Raw genomic sequence first — 24,616 nt, forward strand, 5'->3', positions numbered from 1 at the left:
ATTTTATAACACAAATTTCACAAAAATAATTTTTAAGCGACAAAAATAACACAAATTTGAAATCCTTAAAATTAGAAAAAAAGCTTTTATTAGAGTTTGTCAGTTTTAAATCGCAATCTTTGCGTTCATTGCGTGAAAAATCTTAGCGGCTTTGCGTGAAAAGTTTATATTTCTACAAAAACTATAAAATTAATTTATTATTTCTGAAGTTTCTTTCGTAAATTTTTCAGCATATTTTTCGTCATTTCAGAAATACCGAATTTATAATCTAAATCCCAATCTTTTTTTGCTAAAGAATCATCAATGGAAGCTGGCCAAGAATCTGCAATTTTTTGTCGGAAATCTGGCTCATAAGTAATTTCAAATTCAGGGATTTCTTTTTTAATTTCTGCTGCTAATTCTTCCGGTGTAAAAGACATTCCGCCTAAATTATAAGACGAATGAATGCTTAAATTTTCTTTCGGAGCTGCCATTAATTTTAAAGTCGCGTTAATTGCATCGTCCATATAAAGCATCGGCATTGCTGTATTTTCTGAGATAAAACTTGTATATTTTTTTTCTTCTAATGCTTCATAAAAGATTTCAACGGCATAATCTGTAGTTCCGCCTCCTGCAGGAGTTTTCCAAGAAATTAAACCAGGATATCTTATACTTCTTACATCTACTCTATATTTATCAAAATAATATTCACACCATTTTTCGCCCGCCATTTTAGAAATTCCATAAACAGTTGTTGGATTTAAAACAACATCTTGACCAACATTTTCTTTGGGAATTCCCTTTCCAAAAACCGCGATTGAACTTGGCCAAAATATTTTAGAAATTAAACCTTCTTTTGCAAATTCACAAAAATTAAGTAATGGTTCTAAATTTAATTTCCATGCAAAAAGTGGCTGTTTTTCAGACGTTCCAGAAAGTAGAGAAGCCAGATGATAAACTGTAGTGATATCATAATCTTTTATGACTTGCTTTACCAACTGCGTGTTTGTAACATCCATTCTTTCATAATAACCTGCAGAAGTTAAATCTTTTTGCCATCTGTCTAAACCAGAAGCAACTACATTTTCTGCGCTGTGTATTTCTACCAAACGATTGGTAAGCTCCGTTCCAATTTGTCCTAAAGCGCCTGTAATAAGAATTTTTTCTGTTGTCATATATTGTTTTATGCATCGCAAATTTAATAAAATTTAAGTTTCTAAAAAATAATGATAAGATTTAAATTAAAGGAATTTTTAAAAATTAATTAATCTTGATTTGCTACTTTTGAAATATAAAAATTAAAAAATGACAGACACAGAATTTACAATTAGAAAAGCCACAGAAAATGATGCAGAACTAATATTTAAATTAATTAAAAAACTCGCCGTTTATGAAAAAATGGAAAATGAGGTTGTAACAAGCATTGAAGAATTAAAGGAAAATATTTTTAAAAATAAATTCGCAGAAGTTGTAATAGGCGAAGAAAATGGAAAAGCCGTTGGTTTTGCTTTGTACTTTTTTAATTTCTCCACTTTTGTTGGAAAACCTGGACTTTATTTGGAAGATCTATTTGTGGAAGATAATTGCCGAGGAAAAGGTTTTGGCAAAAAATTGCTTTTACATTTAGTGAAAATTGCAAAAGAAAAAAATTGTGGCAGAATGGAATGGTCAGTTTTAAATTGGAATCAACCTGCAATTGATTTTTATGAATCTCTTGGTGCAAAAGGAATGAATGAATGGACGGTTTATAGATTAGATGGGAAAACAATGGAAAATTTATTAGAAAAATAATATTAGTTTAAAAAAAATTTCACCTATTATAATACTAAAATAATGGAATTATAGTTTTAATTTGCTTGTAATTAAATAATAATTCTTATTTTTGCACCTTGAAATTATTAACAACTAATTTACAATTATGAACAATTACGAAACTGTTTTCATTTTAACTCCCGTTCTATCTGAAGCACAGGTGGAGGAAGCAGTACAAAAATTTGAAGAATTATTGACTTCAAACAAATGCGAAATCGTTGCCAAAGAAAAATGGGGACTAAAAAAATTAGCATATCCAATTCAATTGAAAAAGAATGGATTTTACACTTTGATCGAATTTAAAGGCGAAGGAACTGTAGTTGCAGATCTTGAATTGGCTTTTAAACGTGACGAAAGAGTTATCCGTTATTTGACAACAAAATTAGATAAACACGCTATAGAATGGGCTGTAACCAGAAGAGCAAAAAGAAAATCTGCGAAAGCTTAATTATTAATCCTTAAAAACAAAAAGACATGGCAATAGATGATATGGCACAACAAGCCGCTGCAGGTGGCGAATCTGAAATCAGATTTTTAACTCCAATTGATATCAACACAAAATCTGGAAAAAAATATTCTAGATTTGAAAAATTTGGTATTAAATATGTGGATTACAAAGATCCTGATTTCCTTTTACAATTCGTAAACGAGCAAGGTAAAATCTTACCAAGACGTTACACAGGAACTTCTTTAAAATACCAAAGAAAAGTTTCTTCTGCAATTAAAAGAGCAAGACATTTAGCTTTAATGCCTTACGTAGCAGATTTATTAAAATAATATTTAACAAAAAAATTGTTGGTTGTATTTTTACACCTAACTTTTAAACTAAAATAAGGACAACAATGCAAATTATCTTAAAAAAAGACGTTGAAAACTTAGGTTTAGAATTCGATACAATCGATGTAAAACCTGGTTACGCAAGAAATTTTTTATTACCACAAGGTTATGCACTTTTAGCGACACCTAAAAACAAAGCTTCTCTTGCAGAAACTTTGGAAGCAAGAAAAGAAGAAGAAGCAAAACTAGTTGCATCTGCTAATAAAATAGTAGATCAATTGAAAAAGGTAAATTTGATTATCGAAACCAAAGTTGGTTCTGGAGATAAATTATTTGGTTCAATCAATAATGCAAATCTTTCTGAAGAACTTTCTAAAAAAGGAATTGAAATTGATAAAAAATACATCAAAATCCCTGGAAATACTATCAAAAGAACAGGTAAATTTACAGCGAAAGTAAGATTGCACAGAGATGTGGAATATGATTATAGCTTTGATGTAATTTCTGATGCACCACCTGTAGTAGAAAAACCTAAAGCAGCTCCTGCTCCAAAAAAAGCAGAAGTTTCCGAAGAAACATCAACAGAAGAAGCATAAGATTTAATTCTTATAAATATTTGAAACCGGTTTAATTAAATTTAAACCGGTTTTTTGTATTTAAATAAACAAATTATGAGTGTTTATTTATTTTATTTGAATATTTTAATTTATCTAATTGGCTTAATATTTGAATAAAAAACAAAAAACATTATGAAAGCAAAACACTTTATTATCGCTACAGTTGCTTCAGTTACACTTGCAACAACAACTACTTCTTGCGTCGCTTTAGCCACTTCAAGTTTTGGATTAGCAATTCTTAAAAAAGTACTTTTAGGAGGAATTACAAAAGGTTTAGATGTTTTTAGTGATAAAAATAGTTTCCTTGCTAATAATTTAATAGACCAAGCTTTACCTTCTCAACTTAGACAAGTGAATTCAACTTTAGAAAGTTTAGGATTAAAAAGTTTAGTAACTCAAGAGAAAGATTATATTGCACAAGCAGCTTCCTACACGGTGGGAGTTTCTAGACCAATTTTAATAAATGCTGTAAATAATTTAACAACTGAAGACGCGGCAAGAATTGCGCAAGGTGGTTCTGGAATTGCAACTCAAATATTAAGAGAGAAAACTGAGAGCCAATTAATTGCTGCAATTACGCCAAAAGTAGATGAAAAATTGAATCAATTTGGAATTGTAAAATCTATAAATACTGCTTTAAGTGGAAGTAATTTATTAGGTTCACTTTTTGGTCAAAATAATTCTCAATCTTTGCTAAGTGGCGGTCTAAGTCATTTAGCTTCACAACAATTGGTGAATGGATTATTTAATATCATTCAAAAACATGAAGAAGATAATTCTGTAGTTTTAAAAAATGCAATTAATCAAAATATAAAATAATTTTTAAATTTAATAAATATTATGAACACGAATAGACTTTCCGTTCCTATGCAAAATGCATTAATTAGCCAAATGACAAAAGAAGGACATGCGGCACAAATTTATTTATCATACGGAATTTGGGCAGATAATCAAGGTTACGGCGGAATTGCAAATTTTCTTTACAGACATTCTACCGAAGAAAGAAGTCACATGATAAAAATAATGGAATATATTTTAGAACGTGGTGGGAAACCTGTTGTAGAAGCAATTCCCGCTCCACCGCAAGATCCAAAAAATATTACCGAATGTTTTAATAAAGTTTTTCAGCATGAAGTAGATAATACAAATGCAATTTACAAATTGGTGAATTTATCATTAGAAGAAAAAGATTGGGCAACTTGGAATTTTGCGCAATGGTTTGTAAAAGAACAACTTGAAGAAGAGAAATTAGCATTAGATTTAATAGATAAACTTAAAATTGCAGGCGGCGATAGAGCTTCAGACGAATCATTATTTACGTTAGATAAAACATTAGGAGAAATGCCCGATGAAGAAACTTTAGCAAGAACAGCAAATACTGAAAATCCATAAAAAATTCCCTTCTGGGAAATTTTTCATGATAAAAATTATAAAACGATGAACATTGTAGGAGAAAACAACCACGAAAATCCCGAGTCATTTTATGCCTCATTAAAAGAAAAATTAGAACAAACACATGATTTCCCCGAAGAATATTTATTTAAATTTATCATCACAAATGATCAATCCAAATTAACAGAAATTTACAAGGTTTTTGATGGTATTAAATTTACGATGACTAACCGAGAAAGTAAAAACGGAAAATATACCGCTGCGAGTTTTAATGCTTTTGTATTAGACGCAGATCAAGTAATAAAAATTTACAAAGAAGTCGGTGCAATTGAAGGTGTAATTATGCTTTAATTTTATTTAATGAAAATATTAATTACAGGTGCAACTGGTTTAGTTGGGAAAGATTTAGTAAAAAATCTCCGAGCAAGAAATCACGAAGTAAATATTTTAGTTCGTAAAAAAACAGGTGCGGAAAATGAATTTCTTTGGAACCAAAAAAAGGAAGAAATTGATGAAAAAGCGTTTGATGGAATTGATTCTATCATTCATTTAGCTGGAGCAAGTATTGGCAAAAGATGGACAGAAGATTATAAAAAAGAACTCTACTCAAGCCGAATTGATACCGCACATTTTCTATTTAAAACCTGTAAAATATTAAATTTAAAACTTAAATCTTACATCACTGCTTCCGGAATTAATTATTACGGAACTTACACTTCAGATGAAATTTTAACAGAAAAAGACACCGTAAAAAATATTGATTTCTTATCCGAATTATCAATGGCTTGGGAAAATTCCGCAGATGAATTTTCTTCAATTTCTGATAAAAGTGTTTGGATAAGAACCGCGATGGTTTTATCTGAAAAAGGTGGCAGTTTTCCGATGCTGAGAAAATTGGTAAATTATAATTTAGGTTCTGCAGTTGGTTCAGGAAAACAATGGATGAACTGGATTCATTTGGAAGATCTCATCAATATTTATACTTTAGCTGTTGAAAATAAATCTATTTCTGGAAAATATAACGCCGTTGCAGACGAAATTCCAACCAATAAAGATTTTATGAAATCTCTTGCAAAGTCAGAAAATAAACTTTTTCTTCCCTTAAATGTTCCAGATTTTGTACTAAATTTAGCACTCGGGGAAATGTCAGAAATTATATTAAAAGGAACTCGAGCGAGTAATGAGAAGATAAAAAATACAGGATTTTCTTTTAAATATTCAAATATAAATCAAGCTTTCGAAGACTTAATTTAATTAATTGATATTTTACTTTCCAATAAAAAATTTTACATTTTCAATAGGTCTTCCAATCATGGCAATTTTACCTTTAATTAAAATTGGTCTTTGTATTAAATTAGGATGATTGTATAGAACATCAACTAATTCATCATTTGTAATTGTTTCTAAATCTAAATTTAAGTCTATAAACTCTTGATCATTTTTTCTTACAATTTCGGAAGGTGCGCAATTTAATTTTTTCAAAACGGTTTTTAATTCCATTTTAGAAAGTGGATTTTTAATAAAATCTACAATTTCAAACTGTACATTATTTTCATCCAAATGTTCTAAAATTGCCCTTGATTTTGAGCAGGAATTGTTATGTAAAACCTTAATCATAATTTCTAAAATAAACCGTTTAATTCTGCGTCTATACGCTCTAAAATGAAACCAAAATCTTCAGGATTTGCTACGAAATCTAAATCATTTACATCAATCACAAGTAATTTTCCTTCGTTGTAACTTGTAATCCATTTATCGTATTTTTTATTTAATTTTTGCAAATAATCAATACTCATTTCCGCTTCATAATCTCTTCCTCTTTTTGCAATTTGTTTTACCAAAGTTGGGATTTCTGCTTTTAAATAGATTAGCAAATCTGGTGCCGAAACAAAACTTTTCATTAAGTTGAAAACCGTGTTGTAATTGTTAAAATCACGCTCAGTCAACAGGTTCATTTCACTTAAATTTTCAGCAAAAATGTAAGCATCTTCATAAATCGTTCTATCTTGAATCACGCTTTTCCCGCTTTCTCTAATTTCTTTCACCTGCCGAAATCTACTTCCTAGAAAATAAATTTGCAATGCAAAACTCCACTGCGACATATCTTTATAAAAATCATCCAAATAAGGATTATGATCTACGTCTTCAAACTGCGCTTCCCAACCGTAATGTTTTGCTAACATTCTGGTTAAAGTGGTTTTGCCTGCGCCAATATTTCCCGTTACTGCAATGTGCATGTGTAAATTATTTAAGAGTAATAAAAGTGAAAATTTTATTGTTTTTCAATTTTGTAAATATAAAGTTTGTTTTTTAGGATTGCCAAAAAATCTTGAGAGTTTTTTTCCACAATTTTTGCGTCAGAATCATTAAATATTTGTTTGAATGGTGAGGAAGAATTCCATTTATAAATTTTATTTTTCCCGATAATAAAGAAATCTCCATTTTCTCTTTGCAATTTTCTGCCTTCTTCAATCTTAGTTTCAAAAATTAAATTGTTCTGAAAATCATAAACCAAAAAATGATTTTCTTTTAATAAATAAATATAGTTTTTATAAACCATTAAATCTTTAATACCTTCAAAACTAAAGTTTACCAAGTAAGAATTTTGAATATTTTTATCCCGAAACCGATATTTAATCAATCTTTTAGTACTGTCTTCTAAAAGCCAAACGTATTGCAAATCTGCACCAAAAGCCATTACAACTGATCCAAAATTTTCCCGAAAATTTATCTTCTGAATTTCAACTAAATTTTCATCAAACAATCTCATTTCCTGCGCATTTTCAGAAAAAGCAAAAATACTAAGCGGATTTTGTACCGATTGAATTTTAAACGGAACTGTAAACATTATTTTAGCTTGTTGTAAACCCGTAGAATCATACTTTGTAAAACTAAAATCTTTGTTTTTATAAAGATAAATATCGCCGTAATCATCAGCGAAAAAATCTTGTGTATCTCTTAAATTCAGAGAATCAAAAGATAAATTTTTCTGTGCCGAAATGGAGCAGAAAATGAAAATTAAAAAAAACAAATAGCTTTTAATTTTTCTCAATTTAATTTACTATTTAATTTTAACCTCATAAATTTTACTCCAATTTTTTCCAGTAACCAACATATTTTCACCTTTAAAAGTAATTCCATTTAAAACAGAATCTTCATCCACTTGATTTTCTTTAGAAATTTCTGTGAAATCAAATTTGCCAATAACTTCGCCATTTGCAGGATTTATTTTCAAAATAATTGGTTTTTGCCACACGTTTGCGTAGATAAATCCATCATGATATTCTATTTCATTTAATTGGTCGTAAGCTTGTGTATTTCCTGCTACAGAAATGTATCGCAACACTTTTGATGGATCTGTAAGACTAAGAAAATAAATATTTTTTGTTCCGTCAGTTGCAATTAAATCTTTACCATCAAAAGTAATTCCCCATCCTTCTCCCATCATATTTGGATAAGGAAATTCTCCCAATAATTTTAAAGAATTTTTGTCATAAATAAAACCTTTTTTATTTTGCCAAGTGAGTTGGAAAACTTTATCTCCTGCAATGGTGCAACCTTCAGAAAAAACATCGTCTGATTGTTTGGTTTCTACAATAGGTGTAGTTGTTCCCAAAGTATATTTTAAAATTCTAGATTGCCCTTTTTGTCCATCAGATTCATAAATAATATTGCCATCTAATTGAAATCCTTGTACAAAACTTTTTGGATCGTGTGGATATTCTTTAATTATCTCATAAGAAATATTTTTTTCAGGATTTTTTGCAAATACATTTATTGTCGCATCTTGGGTAATTATTTCACCATTTTTTTTCTTAATATTATAAGTAATATCATTGTCTCCCAAAGTAAAATAATTTGGATCTACTACTAATTTATCTAAATCTTTATCGCCAAAACTAATGGTAATACTTTCTGCATTATCTATTACATCTTTTGGTAAATTTAAAGAATCGCCAAAATGATAACCTTTACTTTCCATAGAAAGACTGTAATTATTTAAAGAATTTAAAATTTCTTTATCCTTATTACACGCCGTCAATAAAACCAGAGAAAGCAGTCCGCCAATTACATATTTTTTCATTTTTTAATTTAATAATTGGCTCAAATTTACAAAATTCTGTCATTTAAATGTATTCCGCAGAAACTAAATGAAATCGTAAAAAATCCTTAAATTGCAGCTGAAGAAATATTACATGAAAAACGCATATATTATAGACGGAACACGTTCTGCGATAGGAAACTTTAAAGGAAATTTAGCTGCCTTAAGAACTGATGATTTACTAGCGCAAGTTTTAAAAAGTTTAATGGAAAAAAATCCAGAAATTCCGTTAGATAAAATTGATGATGTCATTATTGGTTGTGCAAACCAAGCCGGAGAAGACAATAGAAATGTGGCAAGAATGGCTTTGCTTTTGGCAGGAATTCCATTTTCAGTTCCGGGAGAAACAATAAACAGATTATGCGCTTCTGGAATGAGCGCAATTGTGCAAGCTGCAAGAGCGATAAAATCTGGAGAAGGCGATTTATTTATTTCGGGTGGAGTTGAAGGAATGTCGAGAGCGCCGTATGTAATTTCTAAAAGTTCTTCTGCTTTTGGAACTGATTCTAAAATGTTCGATTCCAGTTTTGGATGGCGTTTTGTAAATCCCAAAATGGCAGATTTATTTGGCGTTGAAGCAATGGGAAATACAGCAGAAAACTTAGCAGAAATCTATAAAATTTCACGTGAAGAGCAGGATAAGTTTGCATTATATTCTCAGCAAAAAGCTACAAAAGCACAAAACTCGGGAAGATTGGCTGAAGAAATTTGTGATATAAAAATTCCACAAAGAAAAGGCGACGATTTAATTATTAAAGAAGATGAATTTATAAAACCAAAATCTTCAATGGAAATTTTAGGGAAACTTCGTCCCGCATTTAAAAAAGAAAATGGAAGTGTAACGGCGGGAAATTCTTCAGGTTTAAATGATGGCGCAGCTGCAGTTTTAATTGCTTCAGAAGATGCTGTAAAAAAATACAATTTAAAACCTATGGCGAAAATTGTAAGTTCCGCAGTTGTAGGTGTAGAACCACGAATTATGGGAATTGGACCAGTTGGCGCAACAAATTTAGCGTTAAAAAGAGCAGGTTTAACTTTAGACCAAATTGATGTAATTGAATTAAATGAAGCTTTTGCTGCGCAAAGTATCGCGGTTTTAAAAGAATTAAATTTAAAAAGTAATGATCCGCGTGTGAATATTAACGGCGGCGCAATTGCACTCGGACATCCACTCGGAATGAGCGGAACAAGAATCACTTATTCTGCAGCTTTAGAATTAAAAAAATCTGGTAAAAAATATGCTTTAGCAACAATGTGTATCGGAGTTGGGCAAGGTTACGCTGTGATTTTAGAAAATGCAAATTTGTAAAAAATCTTTAATTTTCTAGAATTAAATAGAAGGAATATTTTCTGTTAAAACTTGTTTTCCAATTTTGTCATAATAAGTACAAGTCATTTTATCTAAATCTACAATCCAATTATCTACGCCATTTTCCGCACAATCTTTGCAAAAAGTGGAGAAATCTGTTTTGCCATTTTGATGCATTTTTAAACGTTCTGTAAATTTTTCTTTATTAAGTGAGTTAGAAATTATCAAATCTTGATTTCCATCGACAGAAATATTTTCATTTTCAGCATCAAAATATTCTGAATGACCATCTGTAACTAAAGTAATAAAATTTGCAACTCCTATTTTTTTAAATTCGTCCACTAAAATTGGAAAATTACCTTGACTTTTAATTTGGGCTTGATGAATTTGATCTGAATTAAATTTCATTTCTAAATGTTTTTAAGAATTTATTATGTTGAAAGACTATTTTGAAAGTTGAAAGAATAAATAAAACTTCGATTTTAGCCCCGATTGCAGCGGCATCCTTTTTCTTTTTGCGGAAGCAAAAGAAAAAGATATAGCGAAAAGCGGGAATCAACTTCGGAAAAATTAATAATTTTCTTGCTCCTAAAAATTTGAAATTATTTCATTTTTTCAGGATCGTCATAATTGATCATCCAATCGACACCGAACTTATCTTTCCACATGCCGAAATAAGCGCCCCAAAACGTGTCCGCTAAAGGCATCGTCACATTTCCGCCATCAGATAATTTATTGAATAAATCGGTGGCTTCATCGCGAGAATCTGCATTAATGGATATTGAAAAATTATCACCATGTGAAAAACCCTGAGTTCCTGGGAAAATATCACTTCCAAATAAAATAGTTTCCTTTGAAATTTCTAATCGAACATGCATTATCATTTTTTTTTGCTCTTCAGATAAAGGCGGATTTCCTTCTTGTGGCGGCATATCGCCAAAATAATTAATATCTGAAAAGTCCTTTCCAAAAGCGCTTTTATAAAAATCGAATGCGGCTTTGCAATTGCCGTCGAACATAAGATAAGGATTTACTATTGCCATTTCTTTTATTTTAAATTATTGGATTTTATATTAAAAAACTTTATCTAAAAATTACTTTGTCAATATCGTTGTGATTAAAATTCCCAAACCAAATTTGGTAGATTTCAGTTTCATCTTCTTTTAACTCGCCTTTAAAAGTTACAGTCGCACCACTTTCAAATTTATTAATATCTTTTTCGGTTTGTATTCTAATTTTTCCTTTAAAATCGCCGGTAATTTTATCATCTTTCTTTTCATTAAAATTAAAATCGCCAAAAATCAAAACTTCTTCTGGATAATTTCTAACTCCAAATACTTCTTTAAATATAATTTCACCTTCAAATTTTGTGATGGTTTTATTAAAATCAACTACGCCGATCACAGAATATCTTTCTGGTTTTTGCAAATTCTTTTTTACGAACTCAAATTTTATTTTAAATATTTTTTCTTTTTCTACTTTTCCTTCGTAAAAAGTATCAAAATTGATTATTTTACCAGATAAATCATCGTTTCTGTAAGGGAATGCTTTCTGAACTTGTGCGAACAACCCGTTTGAAATTAGAATAAAAATAAAAAAATATTTCATCTAATTAAACGCCAAATTGTTCTAAATGGTGATTCAGATGTTTCGCAAACATATTATTCCATTCGTGGGATTTTAAAATTCCGAAACTTGCACTTTCTTTTCCTTCAAATGCTTCAAAACCTAATTGTTGCGTTTTTTGTATAAAACCAATTAATCTTTTTTTTTCTTCATCAAAATTTTTGCATTCTTTAATGACAAATTGCGGTCCAGTTGGTGAGTTTTTTGGATAAGATTTATCGCTAATTACTTTTGGTTTTACAAATTTTTTCAAAATGAATTTTGCAATTCCGCCCGGTTTTTTATGTTTTTCGGGTTCATAAACCAATTCATAAGAAACATTGCAATGCGACAACATTTGATCAACACTCATTTTGCCCCATTTTCTCTGAGTTTCAGAAGTTAGATTGTTAATTCTATCAATATAATTTTGCGCATCTTTTGCGTCAAAAACGTTTTGCATAGTTTTTTTTAGTTTTATCAAATTTAAAAAATTATTATCGGATTAAAAATTATTTCTCCGAAATCTCAATCTTTGTTCCTTTTGTATGCGCATTCATTTGCGGCGCGTAATAATTTTGCAAAGTTGTAATTCCGTTTGAGAATTTTCCGGCGGCGTTGCAGATATAATCATACTCAAAAACATATTTTCCTTTCGGCATGTATTGAATGTAAAAGTTTGTGGAAGCATCTTTTGTACTTTGATAATAACCTAAATTATTTTTCCATTCATAACCTGAAATCACATTTAAAGGTTCAAATCCCGCAGCTCTCATATCTTTTAAATGAATAAATTCCATACTTCTATCGGTGTTTAAAATCATTCTTACCGTCACTTTATCACCAACTTTTAAAGGCGAGTTTTCATTAATTTTTTGCAATTCTTCGCCATTTACGGTTTTTACTTTTTTGTATAATTCTTTGGTAATAGAAATATAATATTCAGAAGATTTTATTTTATCAAGATCTTCATAATATTGCCAAAATAATCCGCCTTGAATAATTCCTGCGCCAGGTTTTGTGATTGTTACTGTTCCTAATTTTTTATCTAAAACAGCAGTTTTAACCGTGGATTTTACATAACCTGTTGCTTTCACATCTGGATTTTCTAATTCTTTTCCGCCCCAAATTATGGTTGCTTTATCAGATTCTGGCGAAGTCCAAGATTTTCCTGAATTTAAAATCGTGAAAATTACTTCTGCCGTTCCACGCGAACTTCCCCAAGAATTCACTTCTTTTTGAGTGATGAGCCAAATTTTCATTTCTTCAATAAAATTTTCATCGTTTGGCGTCAATTTATTAAACGCTTCCAACGCACCTGCTTGATTCACTACTTTTGATGAAAACCAACCCCAATCATTTAAGTTTTGTTTCCAATAAATTCCCTGCGTTTCGCTTTCTGTAGAAGTTTCTTTTAAATAAGTTAGGAATTTTTTAGAAATATCTTTCATTCCATAATCATCAAATAAAATCGCCAATCTGTGCAATCCAAAGAAAGTAAAATCAGTGATTTTTTCAGTTTTCGCTTTAGAAATAACGGCAGTTTTCAACGGTTTTCCTTTTGCATTTAATGGATAATCTTTTTCCCAATAATTTCTTGTATCGAGATAATCCAAAACGTAATTATTCACGACCTTTTTATCAATTTGACCATATCGATTAACTTCAGAATCGACGTAATTCACCAATTTTGAAACCATTTCTTTTTGTTCGGAAGATTGGTAATCTTTTACATTTCCTTTTAGCCAAACATTGATTCTACCTAAACTTTTCAAAATATAAAGCGACGTAGAATAGGAACTCGGATAACCGGAATACCAGGAAAATCCACCGTCTGGATTTTGCAATTTCTGCAATTCTGACCAATCATCATTAATGGAATTTCTCATCGTATTTGTATCAAATAATCTGGCGATTTTCTGCATTTGTTCTTCTTCATTTTTACTTGCCAAAACCCACGGCGTTTCCTCTAAAAGCAATTGTTTTAATTCTTGGTTTTTCTCCAAATTCGATTTCAATAAACCTTTACTTTGATATTCTTCAAAAACAGTTTTCAGTTTAGGATTGGCTTTAAAAATTTCACTTGCCAAAACATCTGCAAACCACTTATTGAAAACAACATCTGCCGAATTATTCTGGTCGTTTTTCAAACTTGGTAAAGCGAACATAATTTCCCAAATCGGATTAGTTGTCAATTCCAAAGTATTAGAAAAATTCTGAACAGTTGAAGAATTATTTTTAGTTAAATTTTCGAGGCTAAAAGTTTTCATTTGTCCTTCCTTCACAAAAATTGGAACTGAGTCTGTAACCAACATTCTGTTTGGTAAAACCGCAATTGCTTTTTGCTCGCCATCAGAAAAATCTCCCGCTTTTGCGACAATTTTTATAATAATTGATGATACATTATTTGGGACTTTTAAAGTCCAGTTTACAACAGAATTTCCGTTTTCTTTTAAGTCAAATGATTTTTGAGTTTCATTTAAATTAAATTTAGAAGAAATATCTTCATTTGTAAAAGCGTCTAAAATCTGCAACTGCGCTACTCCACTCAAAGGTTTATTTACCAAACTAGAAAGTTTAGATTGTAAATTCAGTTCATCGCCTTCACGCAAAAATCTCGGATAATTTGGCGTTACAGAAAATTCTTTTTGGGTTACGACAAATTTTTCTAAAGTCGCACTTCTCGCATCTTTTGTATGCGCCAAAAACATCAATTTCCATTGCGTTAATGCTTCTGGAGAAGTAAATTCAAAAGATACATTTCCATATTTGTCAGTCATCAAATTAGGATAGAAAAACGCGGTTTCATTTAAATTTTGACGAACTGGAATATTTTCTAAGTTTTCTTGTTTATTGTTATAACCAACTACAACAACTTCTTCAATATTCTTATTATTTACGGAGTCTTTCTGTGCAGAAATTGGTGCAGATTGCATTTTTGCTTGACCTCTTATTTTAACACCTGCAACTTGACCTTCTAAAGCCATTGAATAATTGCTATAAACAATTCCACCATCAAACCAATTAAAACCAGGTTTTGAGATATAATAATTCTGTAAATATGGAATTCTTTTGCTGTAATTTTTCTGGTTTAAACCTTCATTGATGTCAAAATTAATCACTTTAAAATAATGATTTTGAAGAGTTTGCCAATTGTAAGAATTAACTGCAAATTTATCCAAAGACATATCGTACATATTTGCTAAAACTTCTGCGTTGATCTTTTCTTTATCATCACCTAAAATTTTAACCGTCCATTTTTCTTTTTTGCCGGGTTCTAATTTATCGCGAAAAGTAACGGTTTCAATTCTTAAAGATTTTTTATCAGATGCGATTTTTAAATTAACCGACTGCGTTTGAACGTCATTAAAAGCGACTAACTGAAACTGAACATTAATTTGATCAATACTTTCATCTTTCGGAAAAGCAAGGTCATATTCTAAAACGCCGTTTCTAAATTTCTTTTGTTCCGTAAAAGTATCATCTTTTCCATTTTGTACAAAAACATTTACCAAAGCGTCTGGAATTGCAGAATAAACATAGATTTTCGCTTTTTCATTTCGTTTAAATTCTGCTTTTGGTTGAACTACTTTTAAGAAAGGTTTCTGCGAATCTGAAAGAAATTTTTTATTAAAAACCTCAAAAGTTTTTTCAGTTTTAATGGTATCTTTTCCTTCAATATTATAAAGTTCGAGTTTGTATTTTCCGGGTTCTAATTTTCCTAAAACTAATTTCCCATCTGTCATTGACTCCGTCGAATCCTTTGGATTTCCGAGGAACGAGGAATCTTTTTTTTGAGATTTTTCACTTTGCTTCGCGTCGTTCAGAATGACAGATTCCGTAACAATACTTTCCACTTTGTCTTTCATTTCCGATTTATCAAAATAATCATGCGGAAATTTTTGGATAAATTCTTGTTTAGAAAAAATTGGTAAATCTTGAACTGAACTTGTAAAATTGTTCCGAATTACACGGTTTTCAGAACTCAGTTTTGATAATTTTAAATGATACGATTTTTGTAAAACTTGGTTATTATAATTTTTAGTTTGAACTTTTATTTTTAAATCTTCATCAGAAAAAATATTAGGAATTGCTGCAACTTCAATATAATGCGAAACGGAAGAAACTTTAAAATTCTCTGTCGCAGATTGCGTTTCTCCATTAATATCCGTCACAAAAGCATTTATTTCATAATTATCAATTTGAATTCCTTCTAATTTTTCATCTTTTTTCAAATCTAATTTAATGCTAAACTCTCCTTTTTCATTGGTTTTAACTTCGCCTAAAATTGAGTTTTCATTATCATTTCCACGAGGAAACCAAGAAAAATAGCGCCATCTGATATTTTGTTTTTTTATTTCATAATTTACAGTTGCATTACTTAAAACAACACCAGAAAACATCGTGGCTTTTCCTTTCAATTCCACAGTTTCTCCATATTTATATTCTCCTTTTATAGGTTCAAAAGTGACTTCAAATTTTGGTCGTTTGTATTCTTCAACTTGGAAATATTTTGTTGCATCTTCATTTTCACCTTCCACATTTAAATTAAATTGTCCATTTAATTTTCCATTTGGCAAAATAAAATTTCCATTATAGGAACCAAAATTATTTGTAGTGAAATTTTGAACCGAAACTTCATCACCATTTGCATCTTCCAAAGTAATAGTTTGCTTTAAATTAGCTGCAACAGATTCATTATCATTTTGCAATTTTGTATTTATCACTTTGAAATAAACAGTTTGTCCTGGTCTGTAAATAGCACGATCGAGAAATATTTGAGTTTTAAATTGAGTTTCAATCGGTTTTGTTTCTCTGTAATTATTCCCATAAACTGAAATTAAATTAAAATCATTCGTTTGAGAATCTCGAACTAGATAAGTTCTATAATATTGATTGTTTTTTGTGTCTAAAAATTTAAAATTTCCATCAGAATTGGTTTGAACTTCAGATTTTACAATTTTCTCATTATCTTCAATTTCATAAATTTCTAAAGGATGTTTTTCTACCGACTTTCCATTTTCTCGATTGACTAATTTTAAAGTATTCGCAGAAAATAATTCTTCATTTTTATTCTGAAATAAAATTCGAGAATTGGTTGAAATAAAAGAAAATTGATCTTCGATGTGATTATTCACAACATATTCTACCAAATAAATTCCCGCAGGTAAAGCTTTCATTTCCAATGAAGTCGTGTGATTTTTATAATCTTCTGTTTTAGGTAAAGTGAATTTTTCTTTTCTAATTAAAGATTTTTTTACTTGTGCAAATAAATTTTTATCGTAACTATTTTGATTGTATTTCAAATAATTATAAAAGTCCGACTTAACTTCATAAATATTTAAAGAAAATTCATTTACATTTTTTGCAGTTGCAACCACGTGAATTGGTTGGTTTGCTTCGGTGTGTTTTTCATATTTAAATGTTAAAAAAGGCTGTAAAATTTCTTCCTTTTGATTTTCAATATTTTTTAAAAATTTAGATTTAGGAAACTGAATTTCTGTTTTCTGAATCCAACTCAGAGCTGTTTTAAAATCTTCTTTTTGAATATAATTTTGAATAATTTCCTGCGCAACTAAAACTTTATAATCTCCATTCTCTGGCGAATTATAAAGCGTTTCTAATTGTTCTAATTTATTTTTACAATGAGAAAAATTACAAGAATAATTTAGTTTTTGATGCTGAAAATACAGTCTTGCATTCCCTTGATTATCAGTAATTAAACCATCATAAGTTTTTAAAATATCAGTATTATTTTCTACTAATTCATTTTTAGTAAAAAAAGAATTATTTTGTAAAAACTGAATTTTATTTACGGCATTCCAATCAACTATAGTTTGAAAAAATTCTAAATCTTTTGTTTCAGTAAAAATACTTTTATAATCCTTCATTTTAATATTTTGCAATGAAGTTTTATCTTTTTCTAAATTATGAAAATAAGTGTTTAAATAATTTTTAAAATCCAATTTACTCCAGGTTTCAATCTGTGAAAAATCCTGATTATTTACATTGGTTCTTTGGTTAATTTTCCATTGGTTTTGGCTATAATAATCTTGAAAAAATTCACCCAACAAAACTTTAAAAACGAGTTCATCATTTCCTTTTAAAGAAGAATCTAAACTTTCTAATTTTTTAAAAAATAAACTAGCCGAATTATTTTTAGTATCATCATTGGTTCGATTTAAAATACTAAATTCAGCTTTTAAAGAACGAATTAATTGAACAGCATTTTTATCTTTCATAGATTCTTTTTGAATTTCTAGAATGATTGGTAAATTAGATTTATAAAGTCCTTTCTCATAATTTTCTTGCACTTTTTCCCATTGCAAATCGTATTTTTCTTGACTTAAAACAAGGGAAAAAGTAAGTGATAAAAGTATTACACAGAAAACTTTGGTAAGTATTTTCATAAAGATTATTTTTGACAAATGAATGTTTTAAATTTAAGCAAAAAATATATAATAGATAGTCAACTCTACGTTTCTGTAATGGGAACTTCTTTTGCAATATTTTTCATGCTTCATCAAAATATATTCCGTTTTCCAACAGTTTTATTAATCTTCATCACTTATTTCAGTGGATATATTTACACCAAATATCAAGGAAATAAAAAAATCCTTCTTAAAGTGCTTGTTTTCAATTGTATTTGTGGATTAATTTCTATTTTTTTAATTTTTTATGACCATCATATTGAAAAACTTTGGAGATGGGCAATTATTGTTTTTATTGGACTTTTATACGATAGTTTTTTCTTAAAATATTTCATAAGGAAAATTCCGCTTTTTAAAGTTTTTTATGTGGGTTTAACTTGGGCTTTAATTAATGGATGGTTAATTCAACCAGAAATGCATTTTCCGATTTTTTTTATCACTTGGCTTTTTATTACAGCTTTGGTTTTGCCTTTTGATATTCGAGATATGAAGGAAGATGTTGTGGTTACTTTTCCACAATTAATTGGTGTTGAAAATACCAAAATTTTAGCATATTCATTGGTTTTTCTTGCAGTTTTAATTTCAATATTTTATTTAAATATTTCATTTTCAATTCCATTTTTTCTCACCACAATTTTTACTTTTTTTCTTATTTATTTTTCCGAAAACACAAATAAAGAAAGTTACTTTTCTTTTTGGGTAGAAAGTTGTAGCGGATTACCGCTTTTATTTCTTTTAATTTTAAAGTATTTTTGGTAAATGGTAATTCAAAAACTTTCATTAATCAATTTCAAAAATCATTCTTCAAAATCTTTTGATTTTTCACCACAAATGAATTGTTTTGTGGGAAATAATGGCGCAGGAAAAACCAATATTTTAGATGCACTTCATTATCTTTCGGTTGGGAAAAGTTTTTTAGGAAATACAGATTATAATTCTATTAAAAAAGATGAAGATTTTTTCAGTTTAGAAGCAGAAATTGAAGGACAAGAAAAAACAGATATTTTAAAAATAATCTTACCAAAAGAAGCCAAAAAATCCATCAAAAAAAACGATAAAAGTTACGATAGATTATCAGATCATATTGGTTATTTGCCAAGTGTAATGATTTCTCCGTACGATTCTAACTTAATTTCAGACTCTGGAGAAAGCAGAAGAAAGTTTTTAGATGCAATGATTTCTCAGACAGATTCTGGCTATCTTTTTAGCTTAATTCAATATCAAAAAACACTTCAACAAAGAAATGCATTATTAAAAGATTTTGCCAAAAATAGATATTTTGATAATGAAAGTTTAGAAATTTACAACGAACCTTTACCAAAATTTGGAACTGAAATTTTTCTCAAAAGAAAAGAATTTTTAACAAATCTATCACCTTTTGTACAAGACTATTATAAAATAATCAGCGGCGGAAAAGAACAAATTAAAATCATTTATCAATCTGATTTAGAGCAAAATAATTTTAAAAATTTATTAGCACAAAATTTAGAAAAAGACAGAATCTTAACTTACACTTCAAAAGGAATTCACAAGGATGATTTGGTTTTTCAAATGGATGATTTTTTAATTAAAAAAATTGGTTCTCAAGGTCAGCAAAAATCTTTTTTAATTGCTTTGAAATTATCTCAAATGAACAGAATAAAAAATTTAACTGGTAAATCTCCTATTCTATTGTTAGATGATATTTTTGATAAACTAGATGATTTGCGTGTTTCACAACTGATAAATTTGGTAAATCAAGAACATTTCGGACAAATTTTTATAACTGATACAAGCAAAGAAAGAACTGAATTCGTAGTAAAAAAAATAAATGAAGAAAGCAAAATATTTGAGTTGTGAAAAAGAAAAACCGAGAATTTCAAAGTTCAGATTTAGTAAAATCTTTCGCCAGAATTTATGGTTTTGAAGATAAAATAATCGCGATAAAAATTAAAGATTTTTTAGAAGATTATTTGGATGAAAATCTATTTTCAGAAATTGATAGCGTTAATTTAAAAGAAAAAATTCTTGTTATCAGAATAAAATCTCCACTTTTAAAAAATGATTTCAGAATGCGAAAATCATTTTTTCTGAAAAAATTTCAACATTTAGAAGGCGAAGAAAAAATTTCAGATTTATTGATTTTATAAACTGAAAAATTATTTTAAAACCACATTATTCATTTGCCGCATAATCCAATTATGTTTCCGGGAAAGATAAGAAGAAGGATGATTTGGATCGTATTCTTGCGGGTTTGGAAGAATTGCTGCAATCCATGCCGCTTCACTTTTAGACAAATTTTTTGACGTTTTTTTAAAATAATATTGCGACGCAGCTTCCACACCAAAAACACCACGTCCCATTTCTATTGAATTTAAATACCGTTCAAGAATTACATCTTTTCCCCAAACCAATTCAATCTCAAAAGTAAAAAACGCTTCAAAACCTTTACGAATCCAACTTCTTCCTTGCCAAAGAAAAATATTTTTTGCTGTTTGCTGTGAAATTGTACTTCCACCGCGCACAGATTTCCCCTTTTCATTGTGTTTCAACGCTTTTTCAATTGCATTATAATCAAAACCATTATGAATAAAAAACTTTTGATCTTCGGCTGCAATGACGGCTTTTTTTACATTTTTACCCATTTCATCGAAAGAAATATAATCTCTATCTAATTTTCCATATTCTATTAAACCACCGATTTGGGTAATTGTAATGGGCGGATTAAAAAATTTTCCCCAAATAATAAAGAGAATATTTGCAAGAACTAAAAGGTAAATTATCCGTTTTATAAATTTCCACATAGATAGAATTGAAAAGCAAAAATAAAGAAAATTAGTTAAGAAAAATTTTGAAAATTACTTGCTAATTAAGTTTTTTCATATAAGTTAATGTGTAATTTTCCAGTAGTTTCGGATGAAAAATTTTAATATAATCCTTTAAAACCAAATCTGCACGAACTACGCCACTCTCAAAATAATCATTAGATTTTCCAATGATTTTTCCAGTTATAGAATAGAGGTTTCCTAATTGATAAACATTCATTTTTTGGTAAGAAGAATTAATTTGCAATAATTCATTTTTATCCAAATGATTTCCCACATTTACCCAATATTTCGCATCTTTGGATTTTGCAAAAACTTCTTCAAAACTCAATGGAATTCCCTTTGTTTCGGTATTGTTTGCTAAAATATAATCTGCATTTGCATCTTTTATAAATTGTGCTAAATTGGATTTTCCTCCGGCTAAAAACCATTCATTCCCGTACATTTCATTGACTAAAACTTTTGGTTTTTCAGTAGATTTTAAGGCTAAATTTTTTAAATTTTTATAATTATTTTTTACTTCAGAATAGACTTTTTCACTCAATTTTTCTTCGCCCAAAAGCGCTCCAAAAACTTTAATATAAGCCGATTTTTCTAAAGGATTTTGTTCTAAATATTCATTAAAAAAGATCAATTTAATTCCATTTTTGCGCAAAAGATTATAAGTATTTTCGAAGTTGGGAACATAATTGGTGAAAACAACATCAGGTTTTAAAGCAATAATTTTTTCAATATCGTATTTCTGTTCATTTCCTACATTTTGAATTTTGCCAGAATCAATTAAATTCTTAATTTTTTCACTGTAAATATATTCTGGACTAGAAACTCCGATGATTTTATTTTCCACATTTAAGGCTTCAAAATATCCCAATAAACTGGAATTTAGCAGAATTATTTTTTTAAAAGGTAAATCAGAATTTTTTATTTGATAATTAAATTTCCCTGATTTTAAATTAAAAAAACCTTTATCTTTTTGATAACTAACATTTTGAGAAATATAAGTCCAATCTTTTGTAGGAATTTCTTTATTTTGTTTACAAGAAAAAACCAGAAGTAGTGAAATAATTATAAAAAAGTAGTTTTTCATTTCCCAAAGAAAATAAAAAAGTATTATATTTGCAAACCGATAAAACGGGCCTCGTGGCGCAACTGAATAGCGCATCTGATTACGGCTCAGAAGGTTACTGGTTTGAATCCAGTCGAGGTCACAAGAAAGAAAATCAAGTAATTGGTTTTCTTTTTTTTTATATAATATTTTCTTAGATTTACTTCAAATTTAAAAAAATGGAAACTCCAAATAAAAATAAGCCGCCAAAAGCTTTAATAGCAATTGTTGTGATTATTGGATTAATGATAATAGGCTACCTCATTTTAACTTTCTTTTTTCCGGAACTTTTTCATCAAATGAATACGGGCGAAGTAGCACCCGTAAATAATTAATTTTCATGATTTAAATGGTGATAGAAATTAAGAATCTGACTAAGAAATTTGGATTACAAAATGCTTTAAACTCTGTAAATATTGCAAGTTCAGGTCATGAAATTATTGGACTTTTGGGTCCCAATGGAGCTGGAAAATCTACTTTGATGAAAAGTATTGTAGGTGCCATAAAAATTGATGAAGGGCAAATTTTATTTGATGGAGAAGACATTACTTTAAATGAAATCAATGTAAAGAAAAAAATTGGTTTTTTACCAGAAGATAATCCGCTCTACAAGGAAATGTATGTAAAAGAATATTTAAATTTCGTGGCACAATTACATCAAATTTCTAAAGAAAAAGTGCAGAAAGTAATTGAAAGCGTGGGAATTACGCCAGAAAAATCTAAAAAAATTCATCAACTTTCCAAAGGTTATCAGCAAAGAGTTGGGATTGCGCAAGCAATTATTCACGAGCCGGAACTATTGATTTTGGATGAACCAACAAACGGTTTAGACCCCAATCAAATTGTAGAAATCCGGAATTTAATTCAAGAAATTGGCAAAGAAAAAACGGTAATTCTTTCAACCCATATAATGCAGGAAGTGGAAGCAATTTGTACCCGAGTTATTTTAATTGATAATGGAAATATTATTCAAGATTGTCCTATTTCTGAATTTAAAGCAAAATTTTCTAACTTGGAAGAAGCATTTCAAAAATATACTTCAAAAAATTAACCCCAATCAAAAGATTGAGGCTAATTTTTATTTTCACTATTTGTGTTTGTGTATAATAGTCTTTTATTTTTATAAATAATTAACTAAATTCAAATATATTAAAATTTTTTTTTAGTATAAAAAAAAGTGTTGTTTTTATTAAAATAAAATGCTTTCTTCACCCTTTTTTACAGGATAAATTTCGGTGAAACAACCAAAACAATGACTTGGTGATCCTAAAATTTCAATTAAATTTTCTACGCTTAGAAACTCCAAAGAATCAACATCTAAATAATTTTTTAATTCTTCTGCGGACATATTTGCAGAAATTAATTCATCTTTTGAAGGCGTATCAATTCCCAAAAAACAAGGTGCAATAATGGGTGGAGAAACACTTCTAAAATGGATTTCTTTTGCGCCACATTCTTTCAAAATTTTTACTAACCGTTTTGCTGTAGTTCCTCGCACGATAGAATCATCAATTATTACAACTCTTTTCCCTTTAATTTCAGAAATAATTGGATTTAATTTTAAATTGACAATTCTTTCTCGCATTTCTTGTGTAGGAACGATAAATGAGCGCCCTATGTATCTATTTTTAATTAAAACTGGGCGAAAAGGAATTCCACTCGCTTTAGAAAAACCAATAGCTGCGGGAACGCCAGAATCTGGAACGCCAATTACAATATCTGCTTCTACAGGCGCTTGTTCCCAGATTTTTTCACCAGATTTCTCTCGAATTTCATGAACATTAATATTTTCTAAAATAGAATCTGGACGCGCAAAATATATATATTCAAAAGAACAGATTTTATTTACACAGTTCTCTTTTACCATGAAAGATTTTAAGCCACTTTCATTTTCACTGGTATAAACAATTTCACCTGGCAAAATATCTCTCACATATTGTGCACCAATAGCATCTAAGGCGACACTTTCAGATGCGCAAACAAAAGTTTTTTCATCAATCGCACCTAAAACTAAAGGTCTGATTCCATTAAAATCTCGAAACGCAAAAAACTTATTTCGCGTCATTCCTACTACAGAATAAGCGCCTTCTATTTTCTCCATTGTTGCTTTTATAGCACCTCGTAAACCTAAATCTAAATGTTTTTGAATTAATCTTAGAATTACTTCGGAATCTGAAGTGGCACGAAAAACAACGCCTTCTGCTTCTAATTCTTGTTTTAATTGATTTGCATTTGTGAGATTTCCGTTGTGGGCTATGGAAAGAATAATTTGGTCATATTCATTTTTAGCAAAAAAAGGCTGAAAATTATACTTTTTTTTGTCACCTGCTGTTGTATATCTTGTGTGTCCAATCACAGAATTTCCCATAAAAGTTTCCGGTTCGCGAATACTTTTAAAAAAGTCTAAAACCAGACCTTCTTCTTTTAAATTAAAAATTTTTCCTTGTTTCATTACAGAAATTCCACAAGCTTCTTGTCCACGATGTTGAAGTGCAAATAATCCAAATTGAGAAAGAGAAAAAGTGTCAATTGCCTTTTCTGAATACAAACCAAAAATCCCGCATTCTTCGGAGGGAGAATCTGTAGAATCTTTTTTTAAGATATTTCTAGCGTAAGCTCTATTTTTAAATTGATTTAAATAGTCTTCTTTATATTTTTTATGAAGTGACATTTTATTTATGTT

Annotated in this window: 27 protein-coding genes and 1 tRNA gene; 15 read left to right on the forward strand and 13 right to left on the reverse strand. The window is 29.2% G+C overall.

Translation table 11 applies throughout. The annotated features are described in order from the left end of the window. Positions 1-197: 197 nt before the first annotated feature. Positions 198-1,154, reverse strand: coding sequence for an NAD-dependent epimerase/dehydratase family protein (locus tag ACN0WB_RS04560; RefSeq protein WP_417429293.1), 957 nt, complete (start codon positions 1,152-1,154; stop codon positions 198-200). Between the two features lie 130 nt (positions 1,155-1,284). Between ACN0WB_RS04560 and ACN0WB_RS04565 the strand changes: the two genes are divergently transcribed. The 8 genes from ACN0WB_RS04565 to ACN0WB_RS04600 all read left to right on the forward strand — a co-directional run bounded on the left by ACN0WB_RS04565 (position 1,285) and on the right by ACN0WB_RS04600 (position 5,831). After that, positions 1,285-1,770 (forward strand): GNAT family N-acetyltransferase, encoded by a 486-nt coding sequence (locus tag ACN0WB_RS04565; RefSeq protein WP_417429295.1) that lies wholly within the window; start codon positions 1,285-1,287, stop codon positions 1,768-1,770. Between the two features lie 127 nt (positions 1,771-1,897). Continuing rightward, a complete protein-coding gene (gene rpsF, locus ACN0WB_RS04570; RefSeq protein WP_417429297.1) occupies positions 1,898-2,239 on the forward strand; it encodes a 30S ribosomal protein S6 in 342 nt (113 codons plus the stop codon). A 26-nt stretch (positions 2,240-2,265) separates the two neighbouring features. Beyond that, positions 2,266-2,568, forward strand: coding sequence for a 30S ribosomal protein S18 (rpsR, locus tag ACN0WB_RS04575; protein ID WP_090078945.1), 303 nt, complete (start codon positions 2,266-2,268; stop codon positions 2,566-2,568). A 65-nt stretch (positions 2,569-2,633) separates the two neighbouring features. Next, entirely contained in the window at positions 2,634-3,164 is a 531-nt protein-coding gene (rplI, locus tag ACN0WB_RS04580) for a 50S ribosomal protein L9 (protein WP_417429299.1), read from the forward strand. Positions 3,165-3,317: 153 nt separating this feature from the next. Further along, on the forward strand, positions 3,318-4,004 hold the full coding sequence (locus ACN0WB_RS04585; RefSeq protein WP_417429300.1) for a DUF4197 family protein: 687 nt from the start codon (positions 3,318-3,320) through the stop codon (positions 4,002-4,004). 21 nt (positions 4,005-4,025) lie between these two features. After that, on the forward strand, positions 4,026-4,577 hold the full coding sequence (locus ACN0WB_RS04590; protein WP_417429302.1) for a ferritin: 552 nt from the start codon (positions 4,026-4,028) through the stop codon (positions 4,575-4,577). Positions 4,578-4,622: 45 nt separating this feature from the next. Then, positions 4,623-4,928: a DUF493 family protein gene (locus ACN0WB_RS04595; protein WP_417429304.1), complete on the forward strand. Its 306-nt coding sequence runs from the start codon at positions 4,623-4,625 to the stop codon at positions 4,926-4,928. Between the two features lie 9 nt (positions 4,929-4,937). Beyond that, a complete protein-coding gene (locus ACN0WB_RS04600) occupies positions 4,938-5,831 on the forward strand; it encodes a TIGR01777 family oxidoreductase (RefSeq protein ID WP_417429307.1) in 894 nt (297 codons plus the stop codon). 12 nt (positions 5,832-5,843) lie between these two features. Here the strand turns inward: ACN0WB_RS04600 and arsC are convergent, their stop codons facing one another. The 4 genes from arsC to ACN0WB_RS04620 are packed head-to-tail and all read right to left on the reverse strand — an operon-like array spanning position 5,844 to position 8,661. Next, a complete protein-coding gene (arsC, locus tag ACN0WB_RS04605) occupies positions 5,844-6,194 on the reverse strand; it encodes an arsenate reductase (glutaredoxin) (protein ID WP_417429309.1) in 351 nt (116 codons plus the stop codon). A 5-nt stretch (positions 6,195-6,199) separates the two neighbouring features. Further along, positions 6,200-6,814 (reverse strand): deoxynucleoside kinase, encoded by a 615-nt coding sequence (locus ACN0WB_RS04610; protein WP_417429311.1) that lies wholly within the window; start codon positions 6,812-6,814, stop codon positions 6,200-6,202. Between the two features lie 35 nt (positions 6,815-6,849). After that, entirely contained in the window at positions 6,850-7,608 is a 759-nt protein-coding gene (locus ACN0WB_RS04615; protein ID WP_417429313.1) for a hypothetical protein, read from the reverse strand. Positions 7,609-7,638: 30 nt separating this feature from the next. Next, positions 7,639-8,661 (reverse strand): glutaminyl-peptide cyclotransferase, encoded by a 1,023-nt coding sequence (locus ACN0WB_RS04620; RefSeq protein ID WP_417429315.1) that lies wholly within the window; start codon positions 8,659-8,661, stop codon positions 7,639-7,641. 112 nt (positions 8,662-8,773) lie between these two features. Between ACN0WB_RS04620 and ACN0WB_RS04625 the strand changes: the two genes are divergently transcribed. Further along, on the forward strand, positions 8,774-9,988 hold the full coding sequence (locus ACN0WB_RS04625; RefSeq protein WP_417429317.1) for an acetyl-CoA C-acyltransferase: 1,215 nt from the start codon (positions 8,774-8,776) through the stop codon (positions 9,986-9,988). 21 nt (positions 9,989-10,009) lie between these two features. Here the strand turns inward: ACN0WB_RS04625 and ACN0WB_RS04630 are convergent, their stop codons facing one another. The 5 genes from ACN0WB_RS04630 to ACN0WB_RS04650 form a co-directional block, all read right to left on the reverse strand. Beyond that, positions 10,010-10,396, reverse strand: coding sequence for a DUF1398 domain-containing protein (locus tag ACN0WB_RS04630; protein ID WP_417429319.1), 387 nt, complete (start codon positions 10,394-10,396; stop codon positions 10,010-10,012). Between the two features lie 194 nt (positions 10,397-10,590). After that, entirely contained in the window at positions 10,591-11,031 is a 441-nt protein-coding gene (locus tag ACN0WB_RS04635) for a VOC family protein (protein WP_417429321.1), read from the reverse strand. Positions 11,032-11,071: 40 nt separating this feature from the next. Further along, positions 11,072-11,596 carry a hypothetical protein gene (locus ACN0WB_RS04640; protein WP_417429323.1) on the reverse strand — a complete coding sequence of 175 codons (525 nt, stop codon included), beginning with the start codon at positions 11,594-11,596 and terminating at the stop codon, positions 11,072-11,074. A gap of 4 nt (positions 11,597-11,600) precedes the next feature. Continuing rightward, entirely contained in the window at positions 11,601-12,056 is a 456-nt protein-coding gene (locus ACN0WB_RS04645; protein WP_417429324.1) for a DUF1569 domain-containing protein, read from the reverse strand. Positions 12,057-12,105: 49 nt separating this feature from the next. Then, entirely contained in the window at positions 12,106-18,003 is a 5,898-nt protein-coding gene (locus ACN0WB_RS04650) for an alpha-2-macroglobulin family protein (protein ID WP_417429325.1), read from the reverse strand. Between the two features lie 18 nt (positions 18,004-18,021). Here ACN0WB_RS04650 and ACN0WB_RS04655 point away from each other — a divergent pair, with 18 nt between their 5' ends. Genes ACN0WB_RS04655 through ACN0WB_RS04665 form a run of 3 tightly spaced genes read left to right on the forward strand, consistent with a single transcriptional unit; the run spans position 18,022 to position 20,153 of the window. Then, positions 18,022-18,783 (forward strand): hypothetical protein, encoded by a 762-nt coding sequence (locus tag ACN0WB_RS04655; protein WP_417429327.1) that lies wholly within the window; start codon positions 18,022-18,024, stop codon positions 18,781-18,783. Beyond that, a complete protein-coding gene (recF, locus tag ACN0WB_RS04660) occupies positions 18,784-19,863 on the forward strand; it encodes a DNA replication/repair protein RecF (protein WP_417429328.1) in 1,080 nt (359 codons plus the stop codon). Next, a complete protein-coding gene (locus ACN0WB_RS04665) occupies positions 19,860-20,153 on the forward strand; it encodes a hypothetical protein (RefSeq protein ID WP_417429330.1) in 294 nt (97 codons plus the stop codon). The genes recF and ACN0WB_RS04665 overlap by 4 nt, the downstream gene beginning before the upstream one ends. Positions 20,154-20,162: 9 nt before the next feature. Here ACN0WB_RS04665 and mtgA read toward each other — a convergent pair whose 3' ends face one another. Both mtgA and ACN0WB_RS04675 read right to left on the reverse strand, forming a co-directional pair. Next, the gene (gene mtgA, locus ACN0WB_RS04670) at positions 20,163-20,807 is read right to left on the reverse strand and encodes a monofunctional biosynthetic peptidoglycan transglycosylase (protein WP_417429332.1); all 645 of its coding nucleotides are present in this window, start codon (positions 20,805-20,807) and stop codon (positions 20,163-20,165) included. A gap of 61 nt (positions 20,808-20,868) precedes the next feature. Beyond that, positions 20,869-21,915, reverse strand: a complete 1,047-nt coding sequence (locus tag ACN0WB_RS04675; protein ID WP_417429334.1) for an ABC transporter substrate-binding protein — start codon at positions 21,913-21,915, stop codon at positions 20,869-20,871. A 47-nt stretch (positions 21,916-21,962) separates the two neighbouring features. Between ACN0WB_RS04675 and ACN0WB_RS04680 the strand changes: the two genes are divergently transcribed. The 3 genes from ACN0WB_RS04680 to ACN0WB_RS04690 all read left to right on the forward strand — a co-directional run bounded on the left by ACN0WB_RS04680 (position 21,963) and on the right by ACN0WB_RS04690 (position 22,984). After that, positions 21,963-22,036: transfer RNA gene (locus tag ACN0WB_RS04680), tRNA-Arg, on the forward strand. Positions 22,037-22,112: 76 nt separating this feature from the next. Further along, positions 22,113-22,268 carry a hypothetical protein gene (locus tag ACN0WB_RS04685; RefSeq protein ID WP_417429336.1) on the forward strand — a complete coding sequence of 52 codons (156 nt, stop codon included), beginning with the start codon at positions 22,113-22,115 and terminating at the stop codon, positions 22,266-22,268. Between the two features lie 14 nt (positions 22,269-22,282). Beyond that, on the forward strand, positions 22,283-22,984 hold the full coding sequence (locus ACN0WB_RS04690) for an ABC transporter ATP-binding protein (RefSeq protein WP_417429338.1): 702 nt from the start codon (positions 22,283-22,285) through the stop codon (positions 22,982-22,984). Between the two features lie 138 nt (positions 22,985-23,122). Here ACN0WB_RS04690 and purF read toward each other — a convergent pair whose 3' ends face one another. Further along, a complete protein-coding gene (gene purF, locus ACN0WB_RS04695) occupies positions 23,123-24,604 on the reverse strand; it encodes an amidophosphoribosyltransferase (protein WP_417429340.1) in 1,482 nt (493 codons plus the stop codon). Positions 24,605-24,616: the final 12 nt, after the last annotated feature.

Source organism: Halpernia sp. (assembly GCF_048269545.1).
Classification (GTDB): domain Bacteria; phylum Bacteroidota; class Bacteroidia; order Flavobacteriales; family Weeksellaceae; genus Halpernia.